Origin of the sequence: Streptomyces sp. CA-250714, from assembly GCF_050936705.1 — a bacterium.
Taxonomy (GTDB): Bacteria; Actinomycetota; Actinomycetes; order Streptomycetales; family Streptomycetaceae; genus Streptomyces.
The window spans coordinates 3,499,892-3,519,910 of the sequence record NZ_JBNJMI010000002.1; the positions used below are offsets into that span (position 1 = coordinate 3,499,892).

Genomic DNA, 20,019 nt, shown 5'->3' on the forward strand with positions numbered 1-20,019 from the left:
TCGCTACCATCACGGTCGTGAACCACGCAGCCCGCCGTATCGGCCGATCCCTCGCCCTCGTACTCCCGGTCGTGCTCGTCCTGTCCGGGACCCTCGCCGTCACCCATGTCCCATGGGCGCCAGCGCCCGCGGACTCGCCGGTCCTCACTTCCTCGGCACACAAGGCGTCGGCGCGCAGCGCCTCGACGTCGGCCGGGCCGACGACACCGCAGCGCGCCCCGCAGGACGTGCTCCGTGACCGGCTCATCGCCGAACTTCAGGAGCAGAACCCAGGAGCGGCGCTGAGCGGTCTTCAGCGCGCGATCAACCGCAAGCCGTCCCTGGCCCGCCACTGCACCTCGATCGCGCGGGCGCTCGGCAAGGCCGCCGTCCACAAGTACGGCCCCCAGCGCGCCCAGCGCTTCGCGCGGCCCGTCTGCGACACGTCCTTCGCCTCCGGCGTCGCCCAGCTGAACTGAGCCGGCCCGCTGCGGGGCACCCAACGACCGGCGCGCCCTGCGGCCGGAGCACCCCGCGGCCGAGGCAACCCCCGAAGCCGGGGGACCCCGCGCAGTCGTGGCACCCCCCGCGACCGGCGCCACCCCACGGCCGGGGCACCCCCGCGGCCGGCACACCCCGCATAGCCGAGGCAGCCCGAGCCGTGGGTACGGCACCCGGCACGCGCCCCGCGCGCATAGGCTGCGGCACATGACCCAGCACCCGACCCAGGCCGTGATCCTTGCCGGTGGACAGGGATCACGGCTGCGGCCGTACACCGACGACCGTCCCAAGCCGATGGTGGAGATCCCCGGTACGGGCGTCCCGATCATCGGCCACCAACTGGCCTGGCTCGCGGCGGAGGGCGTCACCGACGCCGTCGTCTCCTGCGGACACCTCGCGGAGGTGCTCGAGGAGTGGCTCGCCAAGGCCGAACTCCCCTGCCGCGTCACGACGGTGATCGAGCGCGAGCCGCTGGGGCGCGGCGGCGGACTGAAGTTCGCGGCACGCTCACTGCCGCGGCCCGAGGAGCCGTGGTACGCGACGAACGGCGACATCTGGACCCGTTTCTCACTGCGTGAGATGGCCGCCTTCCACACCGAGCGCGACGCCACCGCGACGCTCGCGCTCGCCCGCCCGCGCATCCCGTGGGGAGCCGTGGAAACCGACCAGTTCGGCCACGTCCTCGACTTCATCGAGGCGCCGCCCTCCCCGTATCTGATCAACGCGGGCGTCTACGTCTTCTCGCCCCGCTTCACCGCGCTGCTGCCCGAGCGCGGCGACCATGAGCGCACCACCTTCCCCCGTCTCGCCCGCGAACGCGCCCTCGCCGGCTTCCCGCTCCCCCAGGGCTCGTACTGGCGGGCCATCGACACCGCCAAGGACCTGCGCGAGGCCGCCAAGGAACTGGCGGACGGCACCCCGAACTGACCAGCCTTGCTCACCTATCGGCCACCCACACCCACACGCCGCCATACGCCATCCCCGCCATACGGCCATACGGCCATACGGAAGGGCCTTCGGCTCCCCCAGGGAGAGCCGAAGGCCCTTCTCCGTACGCCCGGCGCTGCCGGCGCCACCGACACCGCGCGCCCCGCCCCGCAAACGCGCGCCCCGCGCAGCTCAGTGCCCCAACAGCCCACCCAACGCGCCCCGTCCACCACTGCTGCCGCCCGAGGAGGACGTACCACCACCGGAGCCCGACGACGAGCTGCCACCCGAGGTGGCGGACTCGCGGGACAGGCCCGAGCGGGCGCCGGAGCCGCCGGTGGTGGTGGCCTGCGACGGCTGCTGCTGGGCCGGCGGTGCTGTGGTGCCCTGCCGGCCAGGAGTCGTGGCGCCCTGTGGGCCGCCCTCGTTCGCGCCCTGCGTCTGGCCCTGGCTGGGGGTGGACTCGGGGCCGCTGCTGGCCCGGCGCTCGCCCGGCCTGGTCTCGTTCGCGGAGGGGCGGCCATCCTTGTGCCGCCGGTCCAGCTCGCCGCGGCGCCCGTCGGCGCCGGCCGGGCCCTGGGTCGCCCCGGCGGTGGACTGTCCGCCCGGCGACTGGGGCATCGGGGAGCCCGGCAGCCGATTCGTGGGCGTCTTGCCGCGCTCGGGGGCGGTGACCGGCTGCGAGGAGCGGACGGCGCTGCCCAGCAGCGAGCCGATGAGCAGGGCGAGACCGACGACGACGGTGGCGATGACGGTGCCCCTGCGCAATACCCGACGCCGCAGATCGCGCAGCTCGACGCGGGGGCCGAGCTTCCGCCAGGCCTCGCTCGCCAGTCGCCCGTCGACGGAGAAGACGGGAGCGCCCGCGATGATCAGCGGACTCCAGGCGGCGAGGTAGATGATGTCCGGCGCCTCGTAGGCGGGGACGCTGCTCCAGCTGACCGTCATCAGCAGCGCCGCCGACAGCAGCGCGCCGACGCCCGCGGCGACCCGCTGCCACAGCCCGAACATGGTCAGTACGCCGACGATGACCTGGAGGAAGGCCACCGTGAGTCCGGCCCCGACGGGGTGGGCGAGGGCGAAGTCCCGCAGCGGGGAGGCGATCGTCCACGGGTCGAGGGAGCGCAGCCAGGCGACCATGGAGCCGCGCTCCCCGCCGTCGAAGTAGACGGGGTCGCACAGCTTGCCCATCCCGGCGTAGACGGTGATGAGGCCGAGGAAGAGCCGCAGCGGGAGCAGGACGACTCCCAGGTTCATCCGGCGGCCCGGGTAGTACGCGTGCCGCACGGCGTCGCGGCGACGCCGGCCCTCGGCGTCCACCGGGCCGCCGTCGCTGCGGTGATCCTCCGCGTCCTCGTAGCCGTCGTAGCCCTCATGACGGCCATAGCTGTCGTAGCCGCCGTAGCCGTCTTCGCCCCGGTAGCGGTCGCCCCGGTAGCCGACCGGCGGCAATTCTCCGGTGTCCTGCTCGGGCGCTTCGATCTCGCCGGTGTCCTCGTCGAAGGCGCCGCGCGCCGGGCGTACGCCCTTCAACAGCGGTTCGGGGCGCGGTGGCTCGGGCTGCTGCCGCACCGGCCGCCCGCTCTCGGACGGCTGCGGGCCACGGGGCGGGCCGACCACGGTGGCGGGGCCGCCCGCGGTGACGCCGCTCCCGGAACGGCCGGGCCCGCCGGGGCCCTTGACGCGGGGCAGGGTCTGGGTGGCGGAGGGGTCCGACTCCCCGGCGGCGGGGTCGAGGCCGACGAGGCCCGCCGTGCGGGCGGCCTGGATCAGCTTCGTGGCGCCCGTGTCGTCAGGCTCGGCGCCGCCGCTCCACACCACGGGTGCGCGGCGCCCGGCCCGCGCGGAGCCGGGGCGGTGGGCACCGGTCTGCGCGGCGCCGCCGGTGGCGACGGGGATGGGCTCGGTGTCCTCGAACGCCGCCGCCTCACGCCCGGCGGACGGGGACGTCCCGGCGGCTGCGCCGGCACCCGGGGCCCCTGCTGCCACTCCGGCCTGGGACACCTGCCAGGTGGCCGTCGGCGGTGCGGCCGCGGTGCTGGTGGCCGCCGGTGACAGGGCGCCGCGCGCGCTTACGGACGAGGAGGCGGCGGACGGCGCGGACGGCACGGCCGACGTGGCCGATGCGGCGGACGGCGCGGACGGCACGGCCGACGTGGCCGATGCGGCGGACGCCGCGCCGAGCCGCACTCGGAAACTCGCGTGATTGACGACCACCTCAGCGGGGTCCGACGGGACCTTGACCGTGCTCAGCACCGGTTCGTCGTCGAGGAAACCGCGTGGGCTTCCCGCTGGGCTGTGCCCGGAGCCGCGGCCCGAAGCGCCGGGTGCGCGGGGTGTTCTGGTGTCCACACTCATCTAACCGAGTGACGGACGCTTAGGACACTGCCTTGACCGCCCCGATCTGTCCGAGACCCGTCAAGAGATCACCAACCGGAAGCGAGGCCCGGCGCCGACGCGGCCCGGGCCCCGGCCACACCTCAGCCGCGTCGCCGCGCCGCCTCGTACAGCACGACGCCCGCCGCGACGCCCGCGTTCAGCGACTCGGCGCCACCCGGCATCGGGATCCGCACCCTCAGGTCGCACGTCTCGCCGACCAGCCGCGACAGGCCCTTGCCCTCGCTGCCGACGACCACCACGAGCGGGCCGTCGAGCGCGGCGACATCACCGAGCTCCACCTCACCGTCCGCGGCGAGCCCGATCACCGTCAGACCCGCCTTCTGGTAGCCCTCCAGCGCACGGGTGAGGTTGGTGGCGCGCGCGACGGGCGTGCGCGCCGCCGTACCCGCGGAGGTCTTCCACGCGCCGGCGGTCATCCCGGCCGCCCGCCGCTCGGGAACGACCACGCCGTGCCCGCCGAACGCGGAGACGGAGCGGACGACGGCGCCCAGGTTCCGCGGGTCGGTCACCCCGTCCAGCGCGACGATCAGCGGGTCCTCGCCGCGGTCGAAGGCGGCGGCCGCCAGATCCTCGGGGTGCGCGTACTCGTACGGCGGGACCTGGAGGACCAGGCCCTGGTGGTTGAGGCCGTTGGTCATCCGGTCCAGCTCGGGCCTGGGGGCCTCGACCAGGCGGATGCCGCCGCGTTCACCCGCGAAGCGGACGGCCTCACGGACGCGCTCGTCGTTGTCGATGAACTGCTGCACGTAGAGGGCGTTGGCCGGCACCCCCTCGCGCAGTGCCTCCACCACGGAGTTACGGCCCACGACCAGCTCGGAGACGCCCTTGCCGCGCTGCTGGCGGCCCTGGGCACGGCGCGCCCTGGCCTGTGCCGCGCGCTGCTTGGCGTGGCCCTTGCGCATCTCGGCGGGCGGGGTCGGGCCCTTGCCCTCCAGGCCACGGCGGCGGTAGCCGCCGCTGCCGACCTGCGGCCCCTTCTTCTTCCCGGGCATGCTGGGGCACCTACCTTGCTCTTAGCGGCCTGCGCGTCGAGTACGCGCGATCGGATGTACGTACGGCTTTACAACGGTACCGGTACCGGAGGGGCGGTCACTCCCCGCTCACTCCCCGCTGAGTTCCCAGCGCGGGCCCGCGGGGGTGTCCTCGATCGTCAGGCCCGCGCGCCCCAGCTCGTCGCGGATGGCGTCCGCCGTCGCGTAGTCCTTGCGAGCGCGGGCCGCCTGCCGCTGCTCCAGCACCAGCCCGACCAGCGAGTCCACCACGGAGTGCAGATCGGCGCCGCTGCCGGAGGCGCCGCCTGACCAGGTGGCGTCCAGGGGGTCCATGCCCAGGACGCCGAGCATGGCGCGGACCTCGGCGACCGCGGTCGCGACGGCCGCCTTGTCGCCTTCGCCCAGTGCGGCGTTCCCCTGCCGGACCGTCGTATGGACCACGGCCAGCGCCTGCGGCACCGCGAAGTCGTCGTCCATGGCCTCGGCGAACGCGTCCGGCACCCGCTCCGCGGGCGCCACCTGCCCCACGAGCTCGGTGCCGCGCTGGAGGAAGCCCTCGATCCGGCCGAACGCGGACTCGGCCTCGCGCAGCGACTCGGTGCTGTACTCGATGGTGGAGCGGTAGTGCGGGCCGCCCAGGTAGTAGCGCAGCACAAGGGGGCGCCACTGCTTGACCATCTCGCTGACGAGCACCGAGTTGCCCAGCGACTTGCTCATCTTCTCGCCGCTCATGGTGACCCAGGCGTTGTGCGCCCAGTAGTGGGCGAAGTCGTCACCGAAGGCGCGGGACTGGGCGATCTCGTTCTCGTGGTGCGGGAAGACGAGGTCGACGCCGCCACCGTGGATGTCGAAGGCGCGGCCGAGGTACTTGTGCGCCATCGCGGAGCACTCCAGGTGCCAGCCGGGGCGGCCGGGACCGAAGGGGGTCTCCCAGTAGGGCTCGCCGGGCTTGGCGGCCTTCCACATCGCGAAGTCGCGGGGGTCCCGCTTGCCGGTCTCGCCCTCGCCCGCGGGCTGGAGGAGGTTGTCGAGCTCCTGGTTGGAGAGGGAGAGGTAGTCGCCGAAGGAGCGGACGTCGAAGTAGACGTTGCCGTCGGCGGCGTAGGCGTGGCCGCGGTCGATGAGCACCCGCATCATCTCGACCATCTCGGGGATGTGGCCGGTGGCGCGCGGTTCGTTGGTGGGCGGCAGGCAACCGAGCGCGTCGTAGGCGGCGTTGAAGGCCCGCTCGTTCTCGTAGCCGATCGACCACCAGGGGCGGCCCTGCTCGGCGGACTTGGTGATGATCTTGTCGTCGATGTCGGTGACGTTGCGGATGAACGTCACCTCGTAGCCGCGGTAGCTGAACCAGCGGCGCATGATGTCGAAGTTCAGCCCCGAGCGGATGTGCCCGATGTGCGGGGGCGCCTGCACGGTGGCACCGCACAGGTAGATCGAGACACAGCCGGGCGAGAGCGGGCTGAAATCGCGGATCTGCCGGGCGCTGGTGTCGTACAGGCGAAGAGTCACGGGGTCAAGGGTAGTAGCCCGGCGGGCCCCGCCGTGCGCCTCCCGGGAGAGGGACGGCAGGGCCCGGGGCCGGGATGGCTCAGAGCCAGCCGACGACCTTGTTGACGGTGACGCGTACGACGACGCGTTCGGCGTCCTGGCCCGCGGCGGGGTTGAACTCGGCGTAGCTCTTCCCGGCGTACTTGTGCGCCAGCTCGTCGATGAGCTCCTGGCCGCCCTCGGTGCTGAGGGTCGCGGTGCCGCGCAGCTCGGCGTAGGTGTACGGCTCCTCGGCGGGCTGCACCAGGACCGTCACGCGGGGGTCGCGCTTGAGGTTCTTCGTCTTGCGGCGGTCGACGGTGGTGGAGATCAGCAGGTCCTCGCCGTCGCGCTTCACCCACACCGGCGACACCTGCGGGCTGCCGTCGGGCTGGATGGTGGCGACGGCGACGAAGACCTTGCTGTCGAGGACCTTCTTGAGTTGGTCGGAGAGCACCTGCTGGGCCACGGAAACGGCTCCCTATTCTCTCGCTGCGGAGGTCTGGGCTCCTGGGACCGTATCTCACGCACCGTCAGTCGCGGAGCTTTACGCGCGTCGCAGGATCAGCGCCGTCGCGACGGCCGCCAGGCCCTCGCCACGGCCGGTCAGACCGAGCCCGTCGGTGGTGGTGCCGGAGAGGGAGACGGGGGCGCCCGCGGCGTCGGACAGCGCCTTCATGGCCTCCGCACGCCGTTTGCCGATCTTGGGGCGGACGCCGATGACCTGGACGGCCACATTGCCGATCTCGTACCCCGCCGCGCGTACGATGCGCGCCGCCTCCGTGAGCAGCGCGACGCCGGAGGCGCCGGACCACTCGGGGCGGTCCGTGCCGAAATGGGCGCCGAGGTCACCGATCCCGGCGGCGGAGAAGAGCGCGTCGCACGCCGCGTGCGCCGCCACGTCACCGTCGGAGTGCCCGGCGAGTCCGTACGGCTCGCCCTCCCACAGCAGCCCGCCGCACCAGAGTTCGCGCCCCTCCTCGAAGGCGTGCACATCGGTGCCGATACCGACCAGAGGCAGGGCCGCGACGGGCGCGGCCGGCCGGGCAGTGCTCTCAGAACGCATCGTGCGCCCTCCTCCTGGCCAGGACCGCCTCCGCGAGAACCATGTCGAGGGGGCGGGTCACCTTGAACGCCTCCTCGTGGCCGGGGACGACGACCACCTCGACGCCGAGCCGCTCGACCATCCCCGCGTCGTCCGTGGCGCCCTCGCCCTCCGGCGCCAGCCGGGAGTGCGCCTCGGCCAGCACCTTGCGGGCGAAGCCCTGCGGGGTCTGCACTGCACGCAGTCGGCTGCGGTCGGGGGTGCCGGTGACCGGCTCGGGCTCGCCGTCCGTACGGGGATCGACCTGCTTGACGGTGTCCGTGACGGGCAGCGCGGGCACCACCGCGGGCGCGCCCTCGCGGACGGCCCGCGCGACGGCGTCCACCGTCTCGTCCGGGACGAGCGGCCGGGCCGCGTCGTGCACCAGCACCGTCTCGACGGTGCCGGGCAGCGCGGCCAGGCCGAGGCGTACGGAGTCCTGGCGGGTCTCGCCGCCGGGTACGACGGCGACCTCGGGCAGCCCGTGCTCGTCCAGCAGCGTACGGACGGCGGGTGCGCCGTCGGGCGGTGCGACCACGACGACGAGCTCGACGGCGCGCGCCCGCGTGGTCGCCCGTACCGCGTGGATGAGCATCGGGGTGCCGCCCAGCTCGCGCAGCGCCTTGGGCGCCCCCGGGCCGAGCCGTACGCCCTTGCCCGCGGCGGGGATGACGACGGCGGTACGGGGCCCGGCGTCATCGTCGGGCGGCAGGTCCCCGGAAGGGGCGAAGTCTGTGGAATCGATTGACATCGGTAGCGCGTTCAGGGTTTGTGTCCTCAGCCGGGGTGGGTATGGCCTGGGGGTACCCCCGGCCATAGGTTGGGGGCAGTGCCGGGCGCGACCGCTCGACCGAGCCCTTCCGTGAACATCGGTCGAGCCGGCTGCCCGGGCCCGGCACGCCGACTCTTTCGCCGTACGGCGGCACGTCCGCGCGTGCGCGCGACCTGCTTGAACCTGTCGCAGCATGCCTGAACAGGACTGCATGGCTGAACAAGTCTGCGTGCGTGAACAAGACCAGGCCCGAACATGCCGCAGCGCCCGGTGACGACCATGTCATCCGGGCACCGCGGCATCGTGGGGCAGATCGAGTGTCAGGAAGCGAGAACCTCGTCGAGCAGCGCCTCGGCCTTGTCCTCGTTCGTGTTCTCCGCCAGAGCCAGTTCGCTCACCAGGATCTGACGGGCCTTGGCCAGCATCCGCTTCTCACCGGCGGACAGACCGCGCTCACGCTCACGGCGCCACAGGTCACGCACCACCTCGGCGACCTTGATCACGTCACCGGACGCAAGCTTCTCGAGGTTTGCCTTGTAGCGGCGGGACCAGTTGGTCGGCTCCTCGGCATACGGCGCGCGCAGCACCTCGAAGACCCTGTCCAGCCCATCCGAACCAACGACGTCGCGCACGCCTACGAACTCCGCATTGTCCGCCGGTACGCGAACGGTCAAATCGCCCTGCGCGACCTTCAGAACCAAGTAGGTCTTGTCCACGCCTTTGATCTGGCGAGTTTCGATAGCCTCGATCAGCGCGGCCCCGTGATGGGGATAGACCACGGTGTCGCCAACCTTGAACGTCATGTGTCAGGTACCCCTTCCGTGGCTATCCAGGGTAACACGGGAACGACGTCTTCTGAATGGCGTTTTCGCAGGTCAGGGCATATCTCGGGGCTTGACAAGCGACCCTCTATCGTGCATCGACCGGTCAATGCAAGCGGGTATTCGCAGGTGAGAGCGGTTCTGCGCACTCGCGGAAACGGACCCGGGCGCCCCACTGAAGAGGCTCGCGACACGTGCGCGGTGACCGATTTGTCCGACTGTAGGGAGTGGCATCTTCGCCACACCATCCGGCTTTCCCAAGAATTGATCAATGGCCGTGTAAGAGCCTGTTGATCAATTCTTCATCATCCTCTCGCATTCCCCTGGAATCGCCCGTACGGAGTCACCCGCGCATCGGCCCACTGCTATTCGACGGCGTACGGCGCGGGGTGCCGCCCGCCGCCGGCGGCCCGGGTCGGAGGGTCGGGTGCGGGGCGTCCACAGGCTGTCGGTAACCTGAGCGCGCACGCGAAAGCCCATCCGTATGCGACCGGCACGCGCTCGAGGAGCGTGCCCGCCGCCAAAGATCGCCTAGGAGTTGCCGCCGCCGTGAGCAGCAGCCTTCGTCGCGGCACCCTCGCCGCCACCGCCCTCGCGCTCGCCGCCGTCTCGCTGACCGCCTGCGGCGCGGGGAACGACGCGCAGACGCTGGAGGTCAAGCCCGACAACGCGGCGACGCACGTCGGGGTCATCAAGGTCCAGAACGCCAACCTCGTCACCGACACCAAGGGTTCGGGCGAGGCGACCGTCACGGCGCGGATCTTCAACGACGGTGAGAGGGACCAGACCCTCAAGGGCGTCTACGTCAAGGGCGCCCGCGCCGAACTGAGCCCCGCCAAGGGCGAGAAGAGGCTGGTCGTGCCGGCTGGCGGCTCGCTGATGCTGGGCGGCAGGGGCGAGGCGTCCGCGCTGTTCACCAAGGCGGAGAAGGTGGGCGTCAGGGACGGCAACGCGCAGGCGCTCACGTTTGATCTGAGCCGTACCGGAGCGGTCAAGCTGCGGGCGACGGTGGTGCCGGCGGAGGACGCGTACGAGACGGTGGGGCCGAGTTCGTCGCCGTCCCCGCGGACGCCCGAGAATGGGCCCTCCGGGGCGGGCAAGCCGGGTGCGAGTGAGTCCGCGAAGCCTGGTGGCTCCGCTGAGCCGAGCGGCTCCGCCGAGCCGAGCGGTTCCGCCGAGCCGGGTGAGCGCTCCGGGAAGCCGTCCGCGTCGGCGACGCGGGGTGCGCAGGGGGAGCAGCAGCAGGGCCAGGGGGAGCACGCCGGGCACTGAGGCGTACGTACGGCGAGAGGCCGCATCCCCGCGCGGGGTGCGGCCTCTCGCCGTAGGGGTTCGTGTGCAGCGCCGGGTGCCGGTGCGTTGTGGCTGGTCGCGCAGTTCCCCGCGCCCCTTCGGGGCGCGGCACGCGTGGGGCGGAGCCGCACATGTCGGGGCCCCTGCCCCTTCGGGGCGCGCCCCCGGTTTACGGTTCGAACTTGTAGCCCAGGCCGCGGACCGTTACCAGGTAGCGGGGGGCGCCGGGGTCGGGTTCGATTTTGGCGCGGAGGCGCTTGACGTGGACGTCGAGGGTCTTGGTGTCGCCCACGTAGTCGGCGCCCCACACCCGGTCGATCAGCTGCATCCGGGTCAGCACCCGGCCCGCGTTGCGCAGCAGCATCTCCAGCAGGTCGAACTCCTTGAGCGGCAGATCGACCTTGCCCCCGCCGACGGTGACCACGTGCCGGTCCACGTCCATCCGGACGGGGCCCGCCTCCAGTGCCGCGGGGACGACCTCCTCCGGCTCGCCGCGGCGGCGCAGCACCGCGCGGACGCGGGCGACCAGCTCACGGGAGGAGAACGGCTTGGTGACGTAGTCATCCGCGCCTATCTCCAGGCCGACGACCTTGTCGATCTCGCTGTCCTTGGCCGTCACCATGATCACTGGGACGTTGGAGCGGCCGCGCAGCTGGCGGCAGACCTCCGTGCCGGGCAGCCCCGGCAGCATCAGATCGAGCAGCACCAGATCGGCGCCGTTGCGTTCGAACTCGTCAAGCCCGTCGGGACCCGTGGCCGCGACAGCGACCTCGAAGCCTTCCTTACGGAGCATGTACGACAGTGCGTCGCTGAACGATTCCTCGTCCTCGACGACGAGCACTCGGGTCACGGGAGGACCTCCGGGGCGGAAAGTTGTTCATCAGCCTGATCGACATACGGCCGCTCCTCCTCGTCGAAGGCGGCCGGTTCCTGCAGTGCGCCGGACAGGCGGTTCCGGCCGAGCCGGTCCGCTTCGGCCTGCTCCCGCGCGCTGCCCGCCTCGGGCAGCCGCAGGGTGAAGGTGGAGCCCTGTCCCTCGGCGCTCCATACGGTGACCTCCCCGCCGTGCGAGGCGGCCACGTGTTTGACGATGGACAGGCCGAGCCCGGTGCCGCCGGTGGCCCGGGACCTGGCCGGATCGACGCGGTAGAACCGCTCGAAGATGCGCTCCTTGTCGCGGTCGGAGATGCCGATGCCCTGGTCGGTGACCGAGATCTCTATCAGGTCGCCGCCGGGGGACTGGGTGCGGCGCCCCGCGACCTTGACGCGGGTGCGTGCGGGTGAGTAGTTGACGGCGTTCTCCACGAGGTTGCCGAGGGCCGCGGCGAGCTGGCCGCGGTTGCCCCATACGTGCAGTCCTTCGGTGCCCCCCGCGAGGAGGGTGATCTGCTTGTTGTCGGCGCTCTGCCGACTGCGTTCTATGGCCTCGGTCACCAGCTCGTCCACCCGGACCGACTCGGAGTCCTCCAGCGGGTCGTCGTTCTGCACCCGGGAGAGGTCGATCAGTTCCTGGACGAGATTGGTCAACCGCGTGGCCTCGTTCTGCATCCGTCCGGCGAAGCGCTCCACGGCCTCCGGATCCTCGGAGGCGTCCAGCACCGCCTCCGAGAGGAGCGAGAGGGCGCCGACGGGGGTCTTGAGCTCATGGCTGACGTTGGCGACGAAGTCGCGCCGCACCGCCTCGATCCTGCGGGCCTCCGTCAGGTCCTCCACCAGCAGGAGCACCAGCCGGGAGCCGAGCGGAGCCACCCGTGCGGAGACCGCGAGGGCATCACCCTTTCCGGTACCGCGCCGGGGCAGATCCAACTCGACCTGGCGTATCTCGCCGTCGCGCCTGGTGTCCCTGGCCATCTGGAGCATAGGCTCCACGGCGAGCTTGCCGCCGCGCACCAGACCCAGCGCGTAGGCGGCGGAGCTCGCCTTGACGACGGCATCGCTCTCGTCCAGCACCACGGCCGAGGAGCGGAGCACGGACAGAACGGTGTCGACGCCCGGGGGCAGCCCCGGCTCGGTGTGCAGGGAGGTGCGGGTGGGGCGGGCCTGCTCCCGCTCGCTCCACCGGAACGCCAGCATCGCGATCACGCCGGTACACACACCGGCGATCGCAGCTGCCGCGGCGACCGCCGCATTAACGTCCATACAGCCAGGTTATGCGCCTCTTACGACAGTGCCCCAGTCCTGAGGGGGCCGACCGAAAGAGCTGTCGCCCAGTGTTAACCCTCAGGGCTCCTTCGGTTCACCGAGGGGGGCTGAACCGGTCGCATTTCGGGCGCATCGTTGGGAGCGTAGGGGCCCGAGTGACCCCGACAGGGGTCCGAGCGGCCCCGGAGAACGGCCGGGGCCCAGCGCCCCCCGAGAACATTCGTGCGAGGGAAGGACAGCCATGCGGGACGCGTACCACGAGGAGCTGGACTCGATCGGGGACAGCCTGGTCGAAATGGCCAGGCTCGTCGGCTCCGCGATCGGGCGCGCCACCACGGCGATGCTGGACGCGGACCTGAAGCTCGCCGAGAGCGTCATCGCCGCCGACGAGAAGGTCGACGATCTCCAGCGCGATCTGGAGACCAGGGCGATACAGCTGCTGGCCCGGCAGCAGCCGGTCGCCACCGATCTGCGGATCGTCGTCACCTCGCTGAGGATGAGCGCCGATCTGGAGCGCTCGGGCGACCTGGCGCAGCATGTGGCGAAGGTCGCCAGGCTGCGCTTCCCCGAGTCGGCCGTCCCCCAGGACCTCCAGGCGACGCTGCTGGAGATGGGGCAGCTGGCGCAGCGGCTGATGGCGAAGGCCGCCGAGGTCATCATCACCAAGGACGTCGACCTGGCGATGCAGCTGGAGCAGGACGACGACGCCATGGACCTGCTGCACCGCACCCTCTTCCAGCACCTGATGGACGACCGTTGGAAGCACGGCATCGAGACCGCCGTGGACGTCACCCTGCTGGGCCGCTACTACGAGCGGTTCGCCGACCACGCGGTGTCGGTGGCGCGCCGGGTCGTCTACCTGGTGACCGGCGACTACGCGGACGAGATCGACCCCGCGCTGGCGGCGGCGACCGGTACGGCCGACGGTGCGGGTGAGGGTGGAGCGTCGGGTGAGGGCGCCGCGTCCGGCGAGGCGGCGGCCTCGGGCGAGGGCCGCTGAGGCGTGCAACCGCGCGCCCTTGATGCGCCCGTGCGGGCGCGGCTTGCAATGGGGCTGTGTCATGCCTGTCCATGACTGTCCCTGCCGAGGAGGGCACGATGGCTGACTCCCCCGAACCGCTCAACACCACGGCCGAGCAGCCGCCGACGGCACCACGGGAAGCGCGGCACCTGCCCCTGCTGGGGGCGTGCGGATGCGGACCGGGCTGCGGATGCGGCTGCCAGTCGGGCGGCCCGTGCAGCTGCGGGGGTTCCTGCGGCTGACCGACCACGTGTGGGCCCGACGGCCCGCGCGTATCAGCCCTGCGGGGCACGGGGCGGGGCCCTGACCTGTTCGGCGGGTCAGGGCCCCGCGTCGTATCCGGGCTCCGGAGCGGGCCACGGCAGCCGGGCGGTCAGTGTGAACGCCCCGTTCTCCGGGCCGTAGGCGAGGGTGCCGCCCTCGATCTCCAGCCGCTCCCGCAGCCCGGTCAGCCCGGCACCGGCGCCCGGAATCGGCGGCCGGGCGCGCCCGGGCTCATGCCCCTCGGGCAGCGGATTGCTGACCCGTACCGTCAGCTCCTCCCCCACGGTGCCCGCCACCCGCACCTCCACCGGCTGGCCGGGCGCGTGCTTGCGGGCGTTGGTCAGCCCCTCCTGGACCGCGCGGTAGGCGGTGCGCTGCAACTGCGGGCGGAGGGGGTAGCCGCCCTCACCGTCGAGCGGCTCCGGCAGGTCCTGGTCGAAACGTACGGTCTGGCCCGCGGCGCGCGCCTCGTCGACGAGCTCACCGAGCCGGGACAGATCCGGCTGCGGCCGCGCACCGTCCGGGGCGCCCGGCACCCGGGGAGCGCCGAGCGGAGCCGCTTCCTCCTTTTCGTCCTCGCGCAGTACGTGCAGCACGTCGCGCAGTTCCTCCAGTGCCAGGTGCGCGTTGTCGCGGATGACGGTGGCGCTCTCGGCGATCTCCGTGTCGTTCAGCGCGGAGCCCTCGCCCGCCGCGGTGCGCTGCGTGCGGTAGGCGAGGGCGCCCGCGTGCACGGACAGCAGCGAGACGCGGTGTGCGAGCACGTCGTGCATCTCCCGTGCGATGGCCCGCCGCTCGGCCCGCCGTACGTCCGCCAGCCGCCGCTCATGGTCCACCTGGGCGCGTACCGCGTCCTCCCGCAGCTTGAGCACCAGCTGCCGCCGGGCCCTGGTAGCACTGCCCCAGGTGAAGAAGAGCAGGTAGAAGATGAGTACGAACGCGGCGACGATCCAGCGCTCGTCGTGCGGCACCCCGTAGAGCACCACGTACGGGAGCGTGGCCGCCAGATGCAGCAGCAGCACCAGCGCTGCCGTACGCGGCGGGATGCGCAGCGCCAGATTGAAGATGATGACGGCGAGCGCGCCGATCACGGTGTCCGTCAGCGCCGCGGCCGGCACCGCCGCCAGCGCCACCCCCAGCGGCCAGCGCCGCCGCAGCCACAGCGACAGACACGCGATCGCGCCCAGCGGCGGGTCGAGCGCCACCAGCCACCCGGGCAGATACGTCTTCGACTCGGCCTGTTCGAGGAGCGCCGCCCAACACGCCACGGCCCACGCGAACAGCAGTACGTCGACAACCCAGTCCCGCGCGCTCCGCCGTACCCGCCCCGGATTCGGCGGCCCCCCGGCGGTCAGCTCGCCGGGCAGCAGCCGCCGGGCCAGCGCGGAGGTGGGATGAGTGGTCATGCTGTTGAGCGTATGCGGGGCGGCTGCCAGAGCGTGTGCGGCGGTTCTCGCGTACCCGGCGTCAGCGTTTGGCGTAGCCCTCGTAGCCCTGCCAGTCGATCATGACGCAGGGTTCCTGGCCGACGACCCAGGCGTCGTGGCCCGGCTGGATGTCGACGATGTCGCCGGGGCCGACCTCGTCCTCCTCGCCGTCGTCCATCTGGACCTTCAGCCGACCGGAGACGACGTAGCCCGCGTGGGCCGCCTGGCAGCTCTCGGTCTTGGCGATGGGTTTGACGTGCTTGGACCACTGCCAGCCCGGCTGGAACGTGGCCCGGCCCAGCTCCTTGTCCTTCACATGCAGGACTTCGAGCTGTCCCGTGCCCTGTTCGAAGGGCCGGACTTCCTCCGGCGCGTTGAAGCTCTTGTGTACGAGTCCCGCCATGGCGCGCTCTCCTTCGCCGGCTGGGTGTCGGATCTCGGTCCTGGCCATCGTCCGGTGCCAGGCCCGTGATCGCATCCGCAGGCCGGGCGGGCAGCACAAAGCCCCCTGCTCGCGGCGCGGCCGCGGGCAGAGGGCTTAGGTATGTGTCCGGGTGGTCCGGGTGCTACTTCTTGCCCTGGTTCTTGACGGCTTCGATGGCGGCCTTGGCGGCATCCGGGTCGAGGTAGGTGCCGCCCTTCTTGACCGGGTGGAAGTCGGCGTCCAGGTCGTAGGCGAGCGGGATGCCGGTGGGGATGTTGAGGCCGGAGATGTCCTCGTCGGAGATGCCGTCCAGGTGCTTGACCAGGCCGCGCAGCGAGTTGCCGTGCGCGGCGACCAGGACGGTGTGGCCGGCCATCAGGTCCGGGATGATGCCGTCGAACCAGTACGGCAGCATCCGCTCGACGACGTCCTTGAGGCACTCGGTGCGGGGCCGCAGCTCGCTGGGGACGCCCGCGTAGCGCGGGTCGTCGCTCTGCGAGAACTCGGCGCCATCCTCCAGGACCGGCGGCGGGGTGTCGTAGGAGCGGCGCCAGAGCATGAACTGCTCCTCGCCGAACTCGTCGCGGATCTGCGCCTTGTCCTTGCCCTGCAGTGCCCCGTAGTGGCGCTCGTTCAGCCGCCAGGAGCGGCGTACGGGGATCCAGAGGCGGTCGGCGGACTCCAGGGCCAGCTGCGCGGTGCGGATGGCGCGCTTCTGCACGGAGGTGTGCAGTACATCGGGGAGCAGGCCGGCGTCCTTGAGCAGCTCGCCGCCGCGGACCGCCTCCTTCTCGCCCTTCGCGGTGAGGTTCACGTCCACCCAGCCGGTGAACAGGTTCTTGGCGTTCCACTCGCTCTCGCCATGGCGGAGCAGGATCAGCTTGTACGGTGCGTCGGCCATACCCGAGAGCCTAGCCGCCCCCCTGCGGGCCCCGACCAAGGTGGGGCCCCACCGCACAGCCGGGCGGTGAAGTGTGGGGGGCCGCCACATGGGGGGCGAGGGCGGGTTTCCCTAGCGTGCGGCGGCATGGTCTCCCCTTCTTCGTCCCGTTCTTCGTCCCCAGAGCCGCCCGGCGGCGCCGCTGCCGAGGCCCGGTCGCTGCGCCGGATCGTCGCGGCCAGCCTGGTCGGTACCACCATCGAGTGGTACGACTTCTTCCTCTACGGCTCGGCCGCCGCGCTGGTCTTCAACAAGCTGTTCTTCCCGGACTCCGATCCGCTGGTCGGCACGCTGCTGGCGTTCCTCACCTACGCGGTCGGCTTCGTGGCCCGCCCTATCGGGGCGCTGGTCTTCGGCCACTACGGAGACCGGGTCGGCCGGAAGAAACTGCTGGTCATCAGTTTGCTGCTGATGGGTGGTGCCACGTTCGCCATCGGGTTGCTGCCCACCCACGCGACGGTGGGCGCGCTCGCCCCGGTCCTGCTGACGGCGCTACGGCTGGTGCAGGGCTTCGCGCTGGGCGGCGAGTGGGGCGGCGCGGTGCTGCTGGTCTCCGAGCACGGGGATCCGCGGCGGCGCGGCTTCTGGGCCTCCTGGCCGCAGACCGGGGCGCCCGCGGGCCAGCTGCTGGCGACCGGGGTGCTGGCGGCGCTGACGGCGCTGCTGTCGGACGGCGCGTTCGAGAGCTGGGGCTGGCGGGTGCCGTTCCTGCTCTCCGGGGTGCTGGTGCTGGTGGGCCTGTGGGTGCGGCTGGCCGTGGACGAGTCGCCGGTCTTCAAGGAGGCCCGCGCCCGCGCGGAGGCCCGTAAGGCGGCGGACCGCAAGGCCGGTACGAGCACTGTCGAGGAGCTGCCGCTGCTGGCGGTGCTGCGGCACCACTGGCGGGATGTGCTGGTGGCGATGGGCGCCCGGATGGCGGAGAACATCAGCTTCTACGTACTGACGGCCTTCATCCTCGTCTACCTCACCGATCACCTCGACCTGTCCCAGCAGACCGGGCTGAACGCGGTGCTGATCGCCTCCGCCGTGCACTTCGCCGTCATCCCGCTGTGGGGAGCCCTCTCCGACCGGGTGGGGCGCCGGCCCGTCTACTTCCTGGGCGCCATCGGCGTCGGAGCGTGGATCTTCCCGTTCTTCGCGCTGCTGGACACCGGGAAGTTCGGGCTGATCGCGCTCGCGGTGACGGTCGGGCTGGTGCTGCACGGGGCCATGTACGCGCCGCAGGCGGCGTTCTTCTCCGAGCTGTTCGCCACCCGGATGCGGTACTCGGGTGCCTCGATCGGGGCGCAGTTCTCGTCGGTGGCGGCCGGGGCGCCGGCGCCGATGATCGCGACGGCGCTGCTGGCGGAGTACGACGGGTCGGCGATGGTGTCGATGTACGTCATCGCGGCCGTGCTGCTCACCGTCGTCGCGGTGGCGTGCGCGGCCGAGACCCGCGACCGGGACCTGGCGACGGTCGGCGAGACCACCCCGCCGGGCGGCGCTCCCCTGGAGGCGGCACCGTCAGCCGAGGGCTCCCGTCATCCGGTGGAGCCGTAGCGCGAGCTGGATCTCCAGCGCGCGGTGCGGTGCCTGCCAGTCGTCGCCCAGCAGCCGGCCCACCCGCTCCAGCCGCTGGGCGACGGTGTTGACGTGGACGTGCAGCACGTCCTTGGCCCGTACGGGGCTCATGCCGCTGGCGAAGTACGCGTCCAGGGTGGCCACCAGCTCGGTGCCGCGCCGCTCGTCGTAGTCGAGCGCGGGGCCGAGGGTGCGGCGTACGAACCCCGCGACGTCCCGGGTGTCCGTCAGCAGCAGCCCGAGGAAACCGAGGTCCTCGGCCGCCGCGCCCTCACCGCGGCGGCCGAGCAGGCTGAGCGCCTCCAGGCAGCGGCGGGCCTCCGGGTAGGCGGCGGCCACGGCGCCGGGGCGGGTGGCCGGGGACGGCACGGGCGGGGAGGCGCCGACGGTGACGGGCCCGCCGGCCGCGCGGCCCAGCTCGGCGGCGACCTGCCGGGCCGTACGGGAGACGCCCCCGTCGCCGCCGGCCGTGCCTGTCAGGGGCAGCAGCAGGACGGGGCCGCCGTCGCGGGTGGCGGCCAGGCCGTGCCGGGTGGCGGCGAGGTGGGTGGCCGCCGACCAGAGGCGCTGCCGGTCCGCCTCGTCGGGCGCACAGGCCTCATCGGGCGCGCAGGCCTCCTCGTCGGCCGGGTCGAGGCGGGCGGCCAGCACGGTGTGCGGCACGTCCAGGTCCGCGTGGACCCGCGCCGCACGGTCGCGCAGCAGATGGGGGTCTCGGTGTGCGGCGTCCAGCAGGTCGTCCAGCAGCTCGCCCCGTACACGCTGTTCGGCCTCGCCTGCCGAGCGGCGGGCGAGTTGCAGCAGTGACGTCACCATCGCGGCGCGCTCCAGGGTGCGCTGGTCGACGGGCGCGAGCTCCGCGTACCCGTGCAGCAGCAGCGCGCCCAGCAGTTCGCCGCCCGCGGTGACGGCGGCCACCCAGGTGTCGCCCTCGCGTACGGCGTGCCCGTCCCGGCGGGAGCGCTCGACGGCCGACGCCCACGCCGCGTCCGCCCGCCGGCCGTGCTCGCCCGAACCGCCGAGCTCGACACGTTCGCGGAACTCCACGCGGCCGCCCAGCACTTCCGCCAGCGCCCGGGTCACCTCGTCCACGCCGCCGCCGCGCAGCACCAGTTCGGTCAGCCGGTCGTGGATGTCGGAGGCGCGGCGGATGGTCTCGTTGACCGCGCGCAGCCCGGCCAGTGCCTGGGTCGTCTCGGTCAGCAGCCGAGTGTTGTCGAGCGCCACCGCCGCATGGGCGGCGAACGAGCGCAGCAGGGCGATCTGTTCGGGCTCGAAGACCCGCTCCCGCCGGTCCGCCGCGTACAGCACGCCTATGACCTCCCGCCCGCCGAGCAGCAGCGGCACCCCGAGGATGGCGATCAGCCCTTCCTCGCCGACGGCCCCGTCGATGGAGTCGGTGTGCTGGAAGCGGGCATCGCGCGGGTAGTCCTGGGTCGCGTAGGGGCGCGCGGTCTGCGCCACGAGCCCTCCGAGCCCTTCCCCCATGCCGAGCCGCAACTGCTGGAAGCGGGCCGAGACGGAGCCCTCGGTGACCCGCATATAGGTGTCGCCGCGCTCGGGGTCGGTGAGCGTCATATAGGCGACCTCGGTGCCCAGCAGGCGGCGGGCGCGCTGCACGATCGCCTGGAGTACGTCGTCCAGGTCGCGCAGCCCCGCAAGGTCGTGCACCGTCTCGAACAGCGCCGTCAGCTCGGCCTCCCGCCGCCGCCTGCCCTCCAGTTCGGCGCGGATGCGCAGGGCCAGCTGTCTGCCGCGCTCGGCGGCGGGGACGGGGTCGGGGACGGTGTCGGACTGGGCGTGCGGCGTGGTGGTGTGCGCCGCCGGGTCGTCGTACGCCTCGGCCGGGGCGCCGCGGGTCAGCAGTTCGAGGTAGCCGAGGCAGGCGGCTTCGGTGTCGCTGCCGAGGGGGTCAGGGCTGTTGTCGGTGGGGCTGTGCATGGCC

19 protein-coding genes are annotated in these 20,019 nt (G+C 72.5%); 6 read left to right on the top strand and 13 right to left on the bottom strand.

Annotated features, from left to right (window positions below; genetic code table 11):
• The first annotated feature begins 17 nt into the window (after window positions 1–17).
• On the top strand, window positions 18–458 hold the full coding sequence (locus tag ACQEU8_RS34520) for a hypothetical protein (RefSeq protein ID WP_433108203.1): 441 nt from the start codon (window positions 18–20) through the stop codon (window positions 456–458).
• Window positions 459–687: 229 nt separating this feature from the next.
• Window positions 688–1,407, top strand: a complete 720-nt coding sequence (locus tag ACQEU8_RS34525) for a nucleotidyltransferase family protein (protein ID WP_433108204.1) — start codon at window positions 688–690, stop codon at window positions 1,405–1,407.
• Window positions 1,408–1,599: 192 nt separating this feature from the next.
• Here the strand turns inward: ACQEU8_RS34525 and ACQEU8_RS34530 are convergent, their stop codons facing one another.
• Complete coding sequence (locus ACQEU8_RS34530) at window positions 1,600–3,396, bottom strand: DoxX family membrane protein (protein ID WP_433108206.1); 1,797 nt, start codon at window positions 3,394–3,396, stop codon at window positions 1,600–1,602.
• A gap of 22 nt (window positions 3,397–3,418) precedes the next feature.
• Between ACQEU8_RS34530 and ACQEU8_RS34535 the strand changes: the two genes are divergently transcribed.
• Complete coding sequence (locus ACQEU8_RS34535) at window positions 3,419–3,613, top strand: hypothetical protein (protein WP_433108208.1); 195 nt, start codon at window positions 3,419–3,421, stop codon at window positions 3,611–3,613.
• Window positions 3,614–3,887: 274 nt separating this feature from the next.
• On the opposite strand, the gene rlmB is transcribed toward ACQEU8_RS34535, so the two are convergent.
• The 6 genes from rlmB to ACQEU8_RS34565 form a co-directional block, all read right to left on the bottom strand.
• On the bottom strand, window positions 3,888–4,799 hold the full coding sequence (gene rlmB / locus ACQEU8_RS34540; RefSeq protein ID WP_433108210.1) for a 23S rRNA (guanosine(2251)-2'-O)-methyltransferase RlmB: 912 nt from the start codon (window positions 4,797–4,799) through the stop codon (window positions 3,888–3,890).
• A gap of 108 nt (window positions 4,800–4,907) precedes the next feature.
• Window positions 4,908–6,308, bottom strand: coding sequence for a cysteine--tRNA ligase (cysS, locus tag ACQEU8_RS34545; protein WP_433108212.1), 1,401 nt, complete (start codon window positions 6,306–6,308; stop codon window positions 4,908–4,910).
• Between the two features lie 79 nt (window positions 6,309–6,387).
• Window positions 6,388–6,795 carry a PPOX class F420-dependent oxidoreductase gene (locus ACQEU8_RS34550; protein WP_433108214.1) on the bottom strand — a complete coding sequence of 136 codons (408 nt, stop codon included), beginning with the start codon at window positions 6,793–6,795 and terminating at the stop codon, window positions 6,388–6,390.
• Window positions 6,796–6,873: 78 nt separating this feature from the next.
• Window positions 6,874–7,392, bottom strand: coding sequence for a 2-C-methyl-D-erythritol 2,4-cyclodiphosphate synthase (ispF, locus tag ACQEU8_RS34555; protein ID WP_433108216.1), 519 nt, complete (start codon window positions 7,390–7,392; stop codon window positions 6,874–6,876).
• Complete coding sequence (gene ispD, locus ACQEU8_RS34560; protein WP_433108218.1) at window positions 7,382–8,161, bottom strand: 2-C-methyl-D-erythritol 4-phosphate cytidylyltransferase; 780 nt, start codon at window positions 8,159–8,161, stop codon at window positions 7,382–7,384. Before ispD ends, ispF begins: the two co-directional genes overlap by 11 nt.
• A 341-nt stretch (window positions 8,162–8,502) precedes the next feature.
• Window positions 8,503–8,985 (bottom strand): CarD family transcriptional regulator, encoded by a 483-nt coding sequence (locus tag ACQEU8_RS34565; protein WP_016472332.1) that lies wholly within the window; start codon window positions 8,983–8,985, stop codon window positions 8,503–8,505.
• Between the two features lie 567 nt (window positions 8,986–9,552).
• Here ACQEU8_RS34565 and ACQEU8_RS34570 point away from each other — a divergent pair.
• The gene (locus tag ACQEU8_RS34570) at window positions 9,553–10,275 is read left to right on the top strand and encodes a DUF461 domain-containing protein (protein ID WP_433108220.1); all 723 of its coding nucleotides are present in this window, start codon (window positions 9,553–9,555) and stop codon (window positions 10,273–10,275) included.
• Between the two features lie 190 nt (window positions 10,276–10,465).
• Here the strand turns inward: ACQEU8_RS34570 and ACQEU8_RS34575 are convergent, their stop codons facing one another.
• Entirely contained in the window at window positions 10,466–11,146 is a 681-nt protein-coding gene (locus ACQEU8_RS34575) for a response regulator transcription factor (RefSeq protein ID WP_326689525.1), read from the bottom strand.
• Complete coding sequence (locus ACQEU8_RS34580; protein ID WP_433108223.1) at window positions 11,143–12,435, bottom strand: sensor histidine kinase; 1,293 nt, start codon at window positions 12,433–12,435, stop codon at window positions 11,143–11,145. Before ACQEU8_RS34580 ends, ACQEU8_RS34575 begins: the two co-directional genes overlap by 4 nt.
• A 244-nt stretch (window positions 12,436–12,679) precedes the next feature.
• Between ACQEU8_RS34580 and phoU the strand changes: the two genes are divergently transcribed.
• Entirely contained in the window at window positions 12,680–13,438 is a 759-nt protein-coding gene (phoU, locus tag ACQEU8_RS34585; RefSeq protein WP_433108225.1) for a phosphate signaling complex protein PhoU, read from the top strand.
• Window positions 13,439–13,779: 341 nt separating this feature from the next.
• Here the strand turns inward: phoU and ACQEU8_RS34590 are convergent, their stop codons facing one another.
• The 3 genes from ACQEU8_RS34590 to ACQEU8_RS34600 all read right to left on the bottom strand — a co-directional run bounded on the left by ACQEU8_RS34590 (window position 13,780) and on the right by ACQEU8_RS34600 (window position 16,475).
• Window positions 13,780–15,129, bottom strand: a complete 1,350-nt coding sequence (locus ACQEU8_RS34590) for a sensor histidine kinase (protein ID WP_433108227.1) — start codon at window positions 15,127–15,129, stop codon at window positions 13,780–13,782.
• Between the two features lie 61 nt (window positions 15,130–15,190).
• Entirely contained in the window at window positions 15,191–15,553 is a 363-nt protein-coding gene (locus tag ACQEU8_RS34595) for a cupin domain-containing protein (RefSeq protein WP_433108229.1), read from the bottom strand.
• 163 nt (window positions 15,554–15,716) lie between these two features.
• Window positions 15,717–16,475 carry a phosphoglyceromutase gene (locus ACQEU8_RS34600; protein ID WP_433108231.1) on the bottom strand — a complete coding sequence of 253 codons (759 nt, stop codon included), beginning with the start codon at window positions 16,473–16,475 and terminating at the stop codon, window positions 15,717–15,719.
• Window positions 16,476–16,601: 126 nt separating this feature from the next.
• Between ACQEU8_RS34600 and ACQEU8_RS34605 the strand changes: the two genes are divergently transcribed.
• Window positions 16,602–18,053, top strand: a complete 1,452-nt coding sequence (locus ACQEU8_RS34605) for an MFS transporter (RefSeq protein WP_433108233.1) — start codon at window positions 16,602–16,604, stop codon at window positions 18,051–18,053.
• Here the strand turns inward: ACQEU8_RS34605 and ACQEU8_RS34610 are convergent.
• Window positions 18,018–20,015 carry a helix-turn-helix domain-containing protein gene (locus tag ACQEU8_RS34610; RefSeq protein ID WP_433108235.1) on the bottom strand — a complete coding sequence of 666 codons (1,998 nt, stop codon included), beginning with the start codon at window positions 20,013–20,015 and terminating at the stop codon, window positions 18,018–18,020. The genes ACQEU8_RS34605 and ACQEU8_RS34610 overlap by 36 nt on opposite strands.
• Window positions 20,016–20,019 lie beyond the last annotated feature (4 nt).

What these genes read in the sequence shown, in the direction of transcription:
- rlmB (WP_433108210.1), bottom strand. Translation starts at nt 4,799, where the DNA reads ATGCCCGGGAAGAAGAAGGGGCCGCAGGTCGGCAGCGGCGGCTACCGC.
- ACQEU8_RS34580 (WP_433108223.1), bottom strand. Translation starts at nt 12,435, where the DNA reads ATGGACGTTAATGCGGCGGTCGCCGCGGCAGCTGCGATCGCCGGTGTG.
- ACQEU8_RS34610 (WP_433108235.1), bottom strand. Translation starts at nt 20,015, where the DNA reads ATGCACAGCCCCACCGACAACAGCCCTGACCCCCTCGGCAGCGACACC.
- ispF (WP_433108216.1), bottom strand. Translation starts at nt 7,392, where the DNA reads ATGCGTTCTGAGAGCACTGCCCGGCCGGCCGCGCCCGTCGCGGCCCTG.
- ACQEU8_RS34600 (WP_433108231.1), bottom strand. Translation starts at nt 16,475, where the DNA reads ATGGCCGACGCACCGTACAAGCTGATCCTGCTCCGCCATGGCGAGAGC.
- ACQEU8_RS34565 (WP_016472332.1), bottom strand. Translation starts at nt 8,985, where the DNA reads ATGACGTTCAAGGTTGGCGACACCGTGGTCTATCCCCATCACGGGGCC.
- ACQEU8_RS34605 (WP_433108233.1), top strand. Translation starts at nt 16,602, where the DNA reads ATGGTCTCCCCTTCTTCGTCCCGTTCTTCGTCCCCAGAGCCGCCCGGC.
- ispD (WP_433108218.1), bottom strand. Translation starts at nt 8,161, where the DNA reads ATGTCAATCGATTCCACAGACTTCGCCCCTTCCGGGGACCTGCCGCCC.
- phoU (WP_433108225.1), top strand. Translation starts at nt 12,680, where the DNA reads ATGCGGGACGCGTACCACGAGGAGCTGGACTCGATCGGGGACAGCCTG.
- ACQEU8_RS34525 (WP_433108204.1), top strand. Translation starts at nt 688, where the DNA reads ATGACCCAGCACCCGACCCAGGCCGTGATCCTTGCCGGTGGACAGGGA.
- ACQEU8_RS34595 (WP_433108229.1), bottom strand. Translation starts at nt 15,553, where the DNA reads ATGGCGGGACTCGTACACAAGAGCTTCAACGCGCCGGAGGAAGTCCGG.
- ACQEU8_RS34590 (WP_433108227.1), bottom strand. Translation starts at nt 15,129, where the DNA reads ATGACCACTCATCCCACCTCCGCGCTGGCCCGGCGGCTGCTGCCCGGC.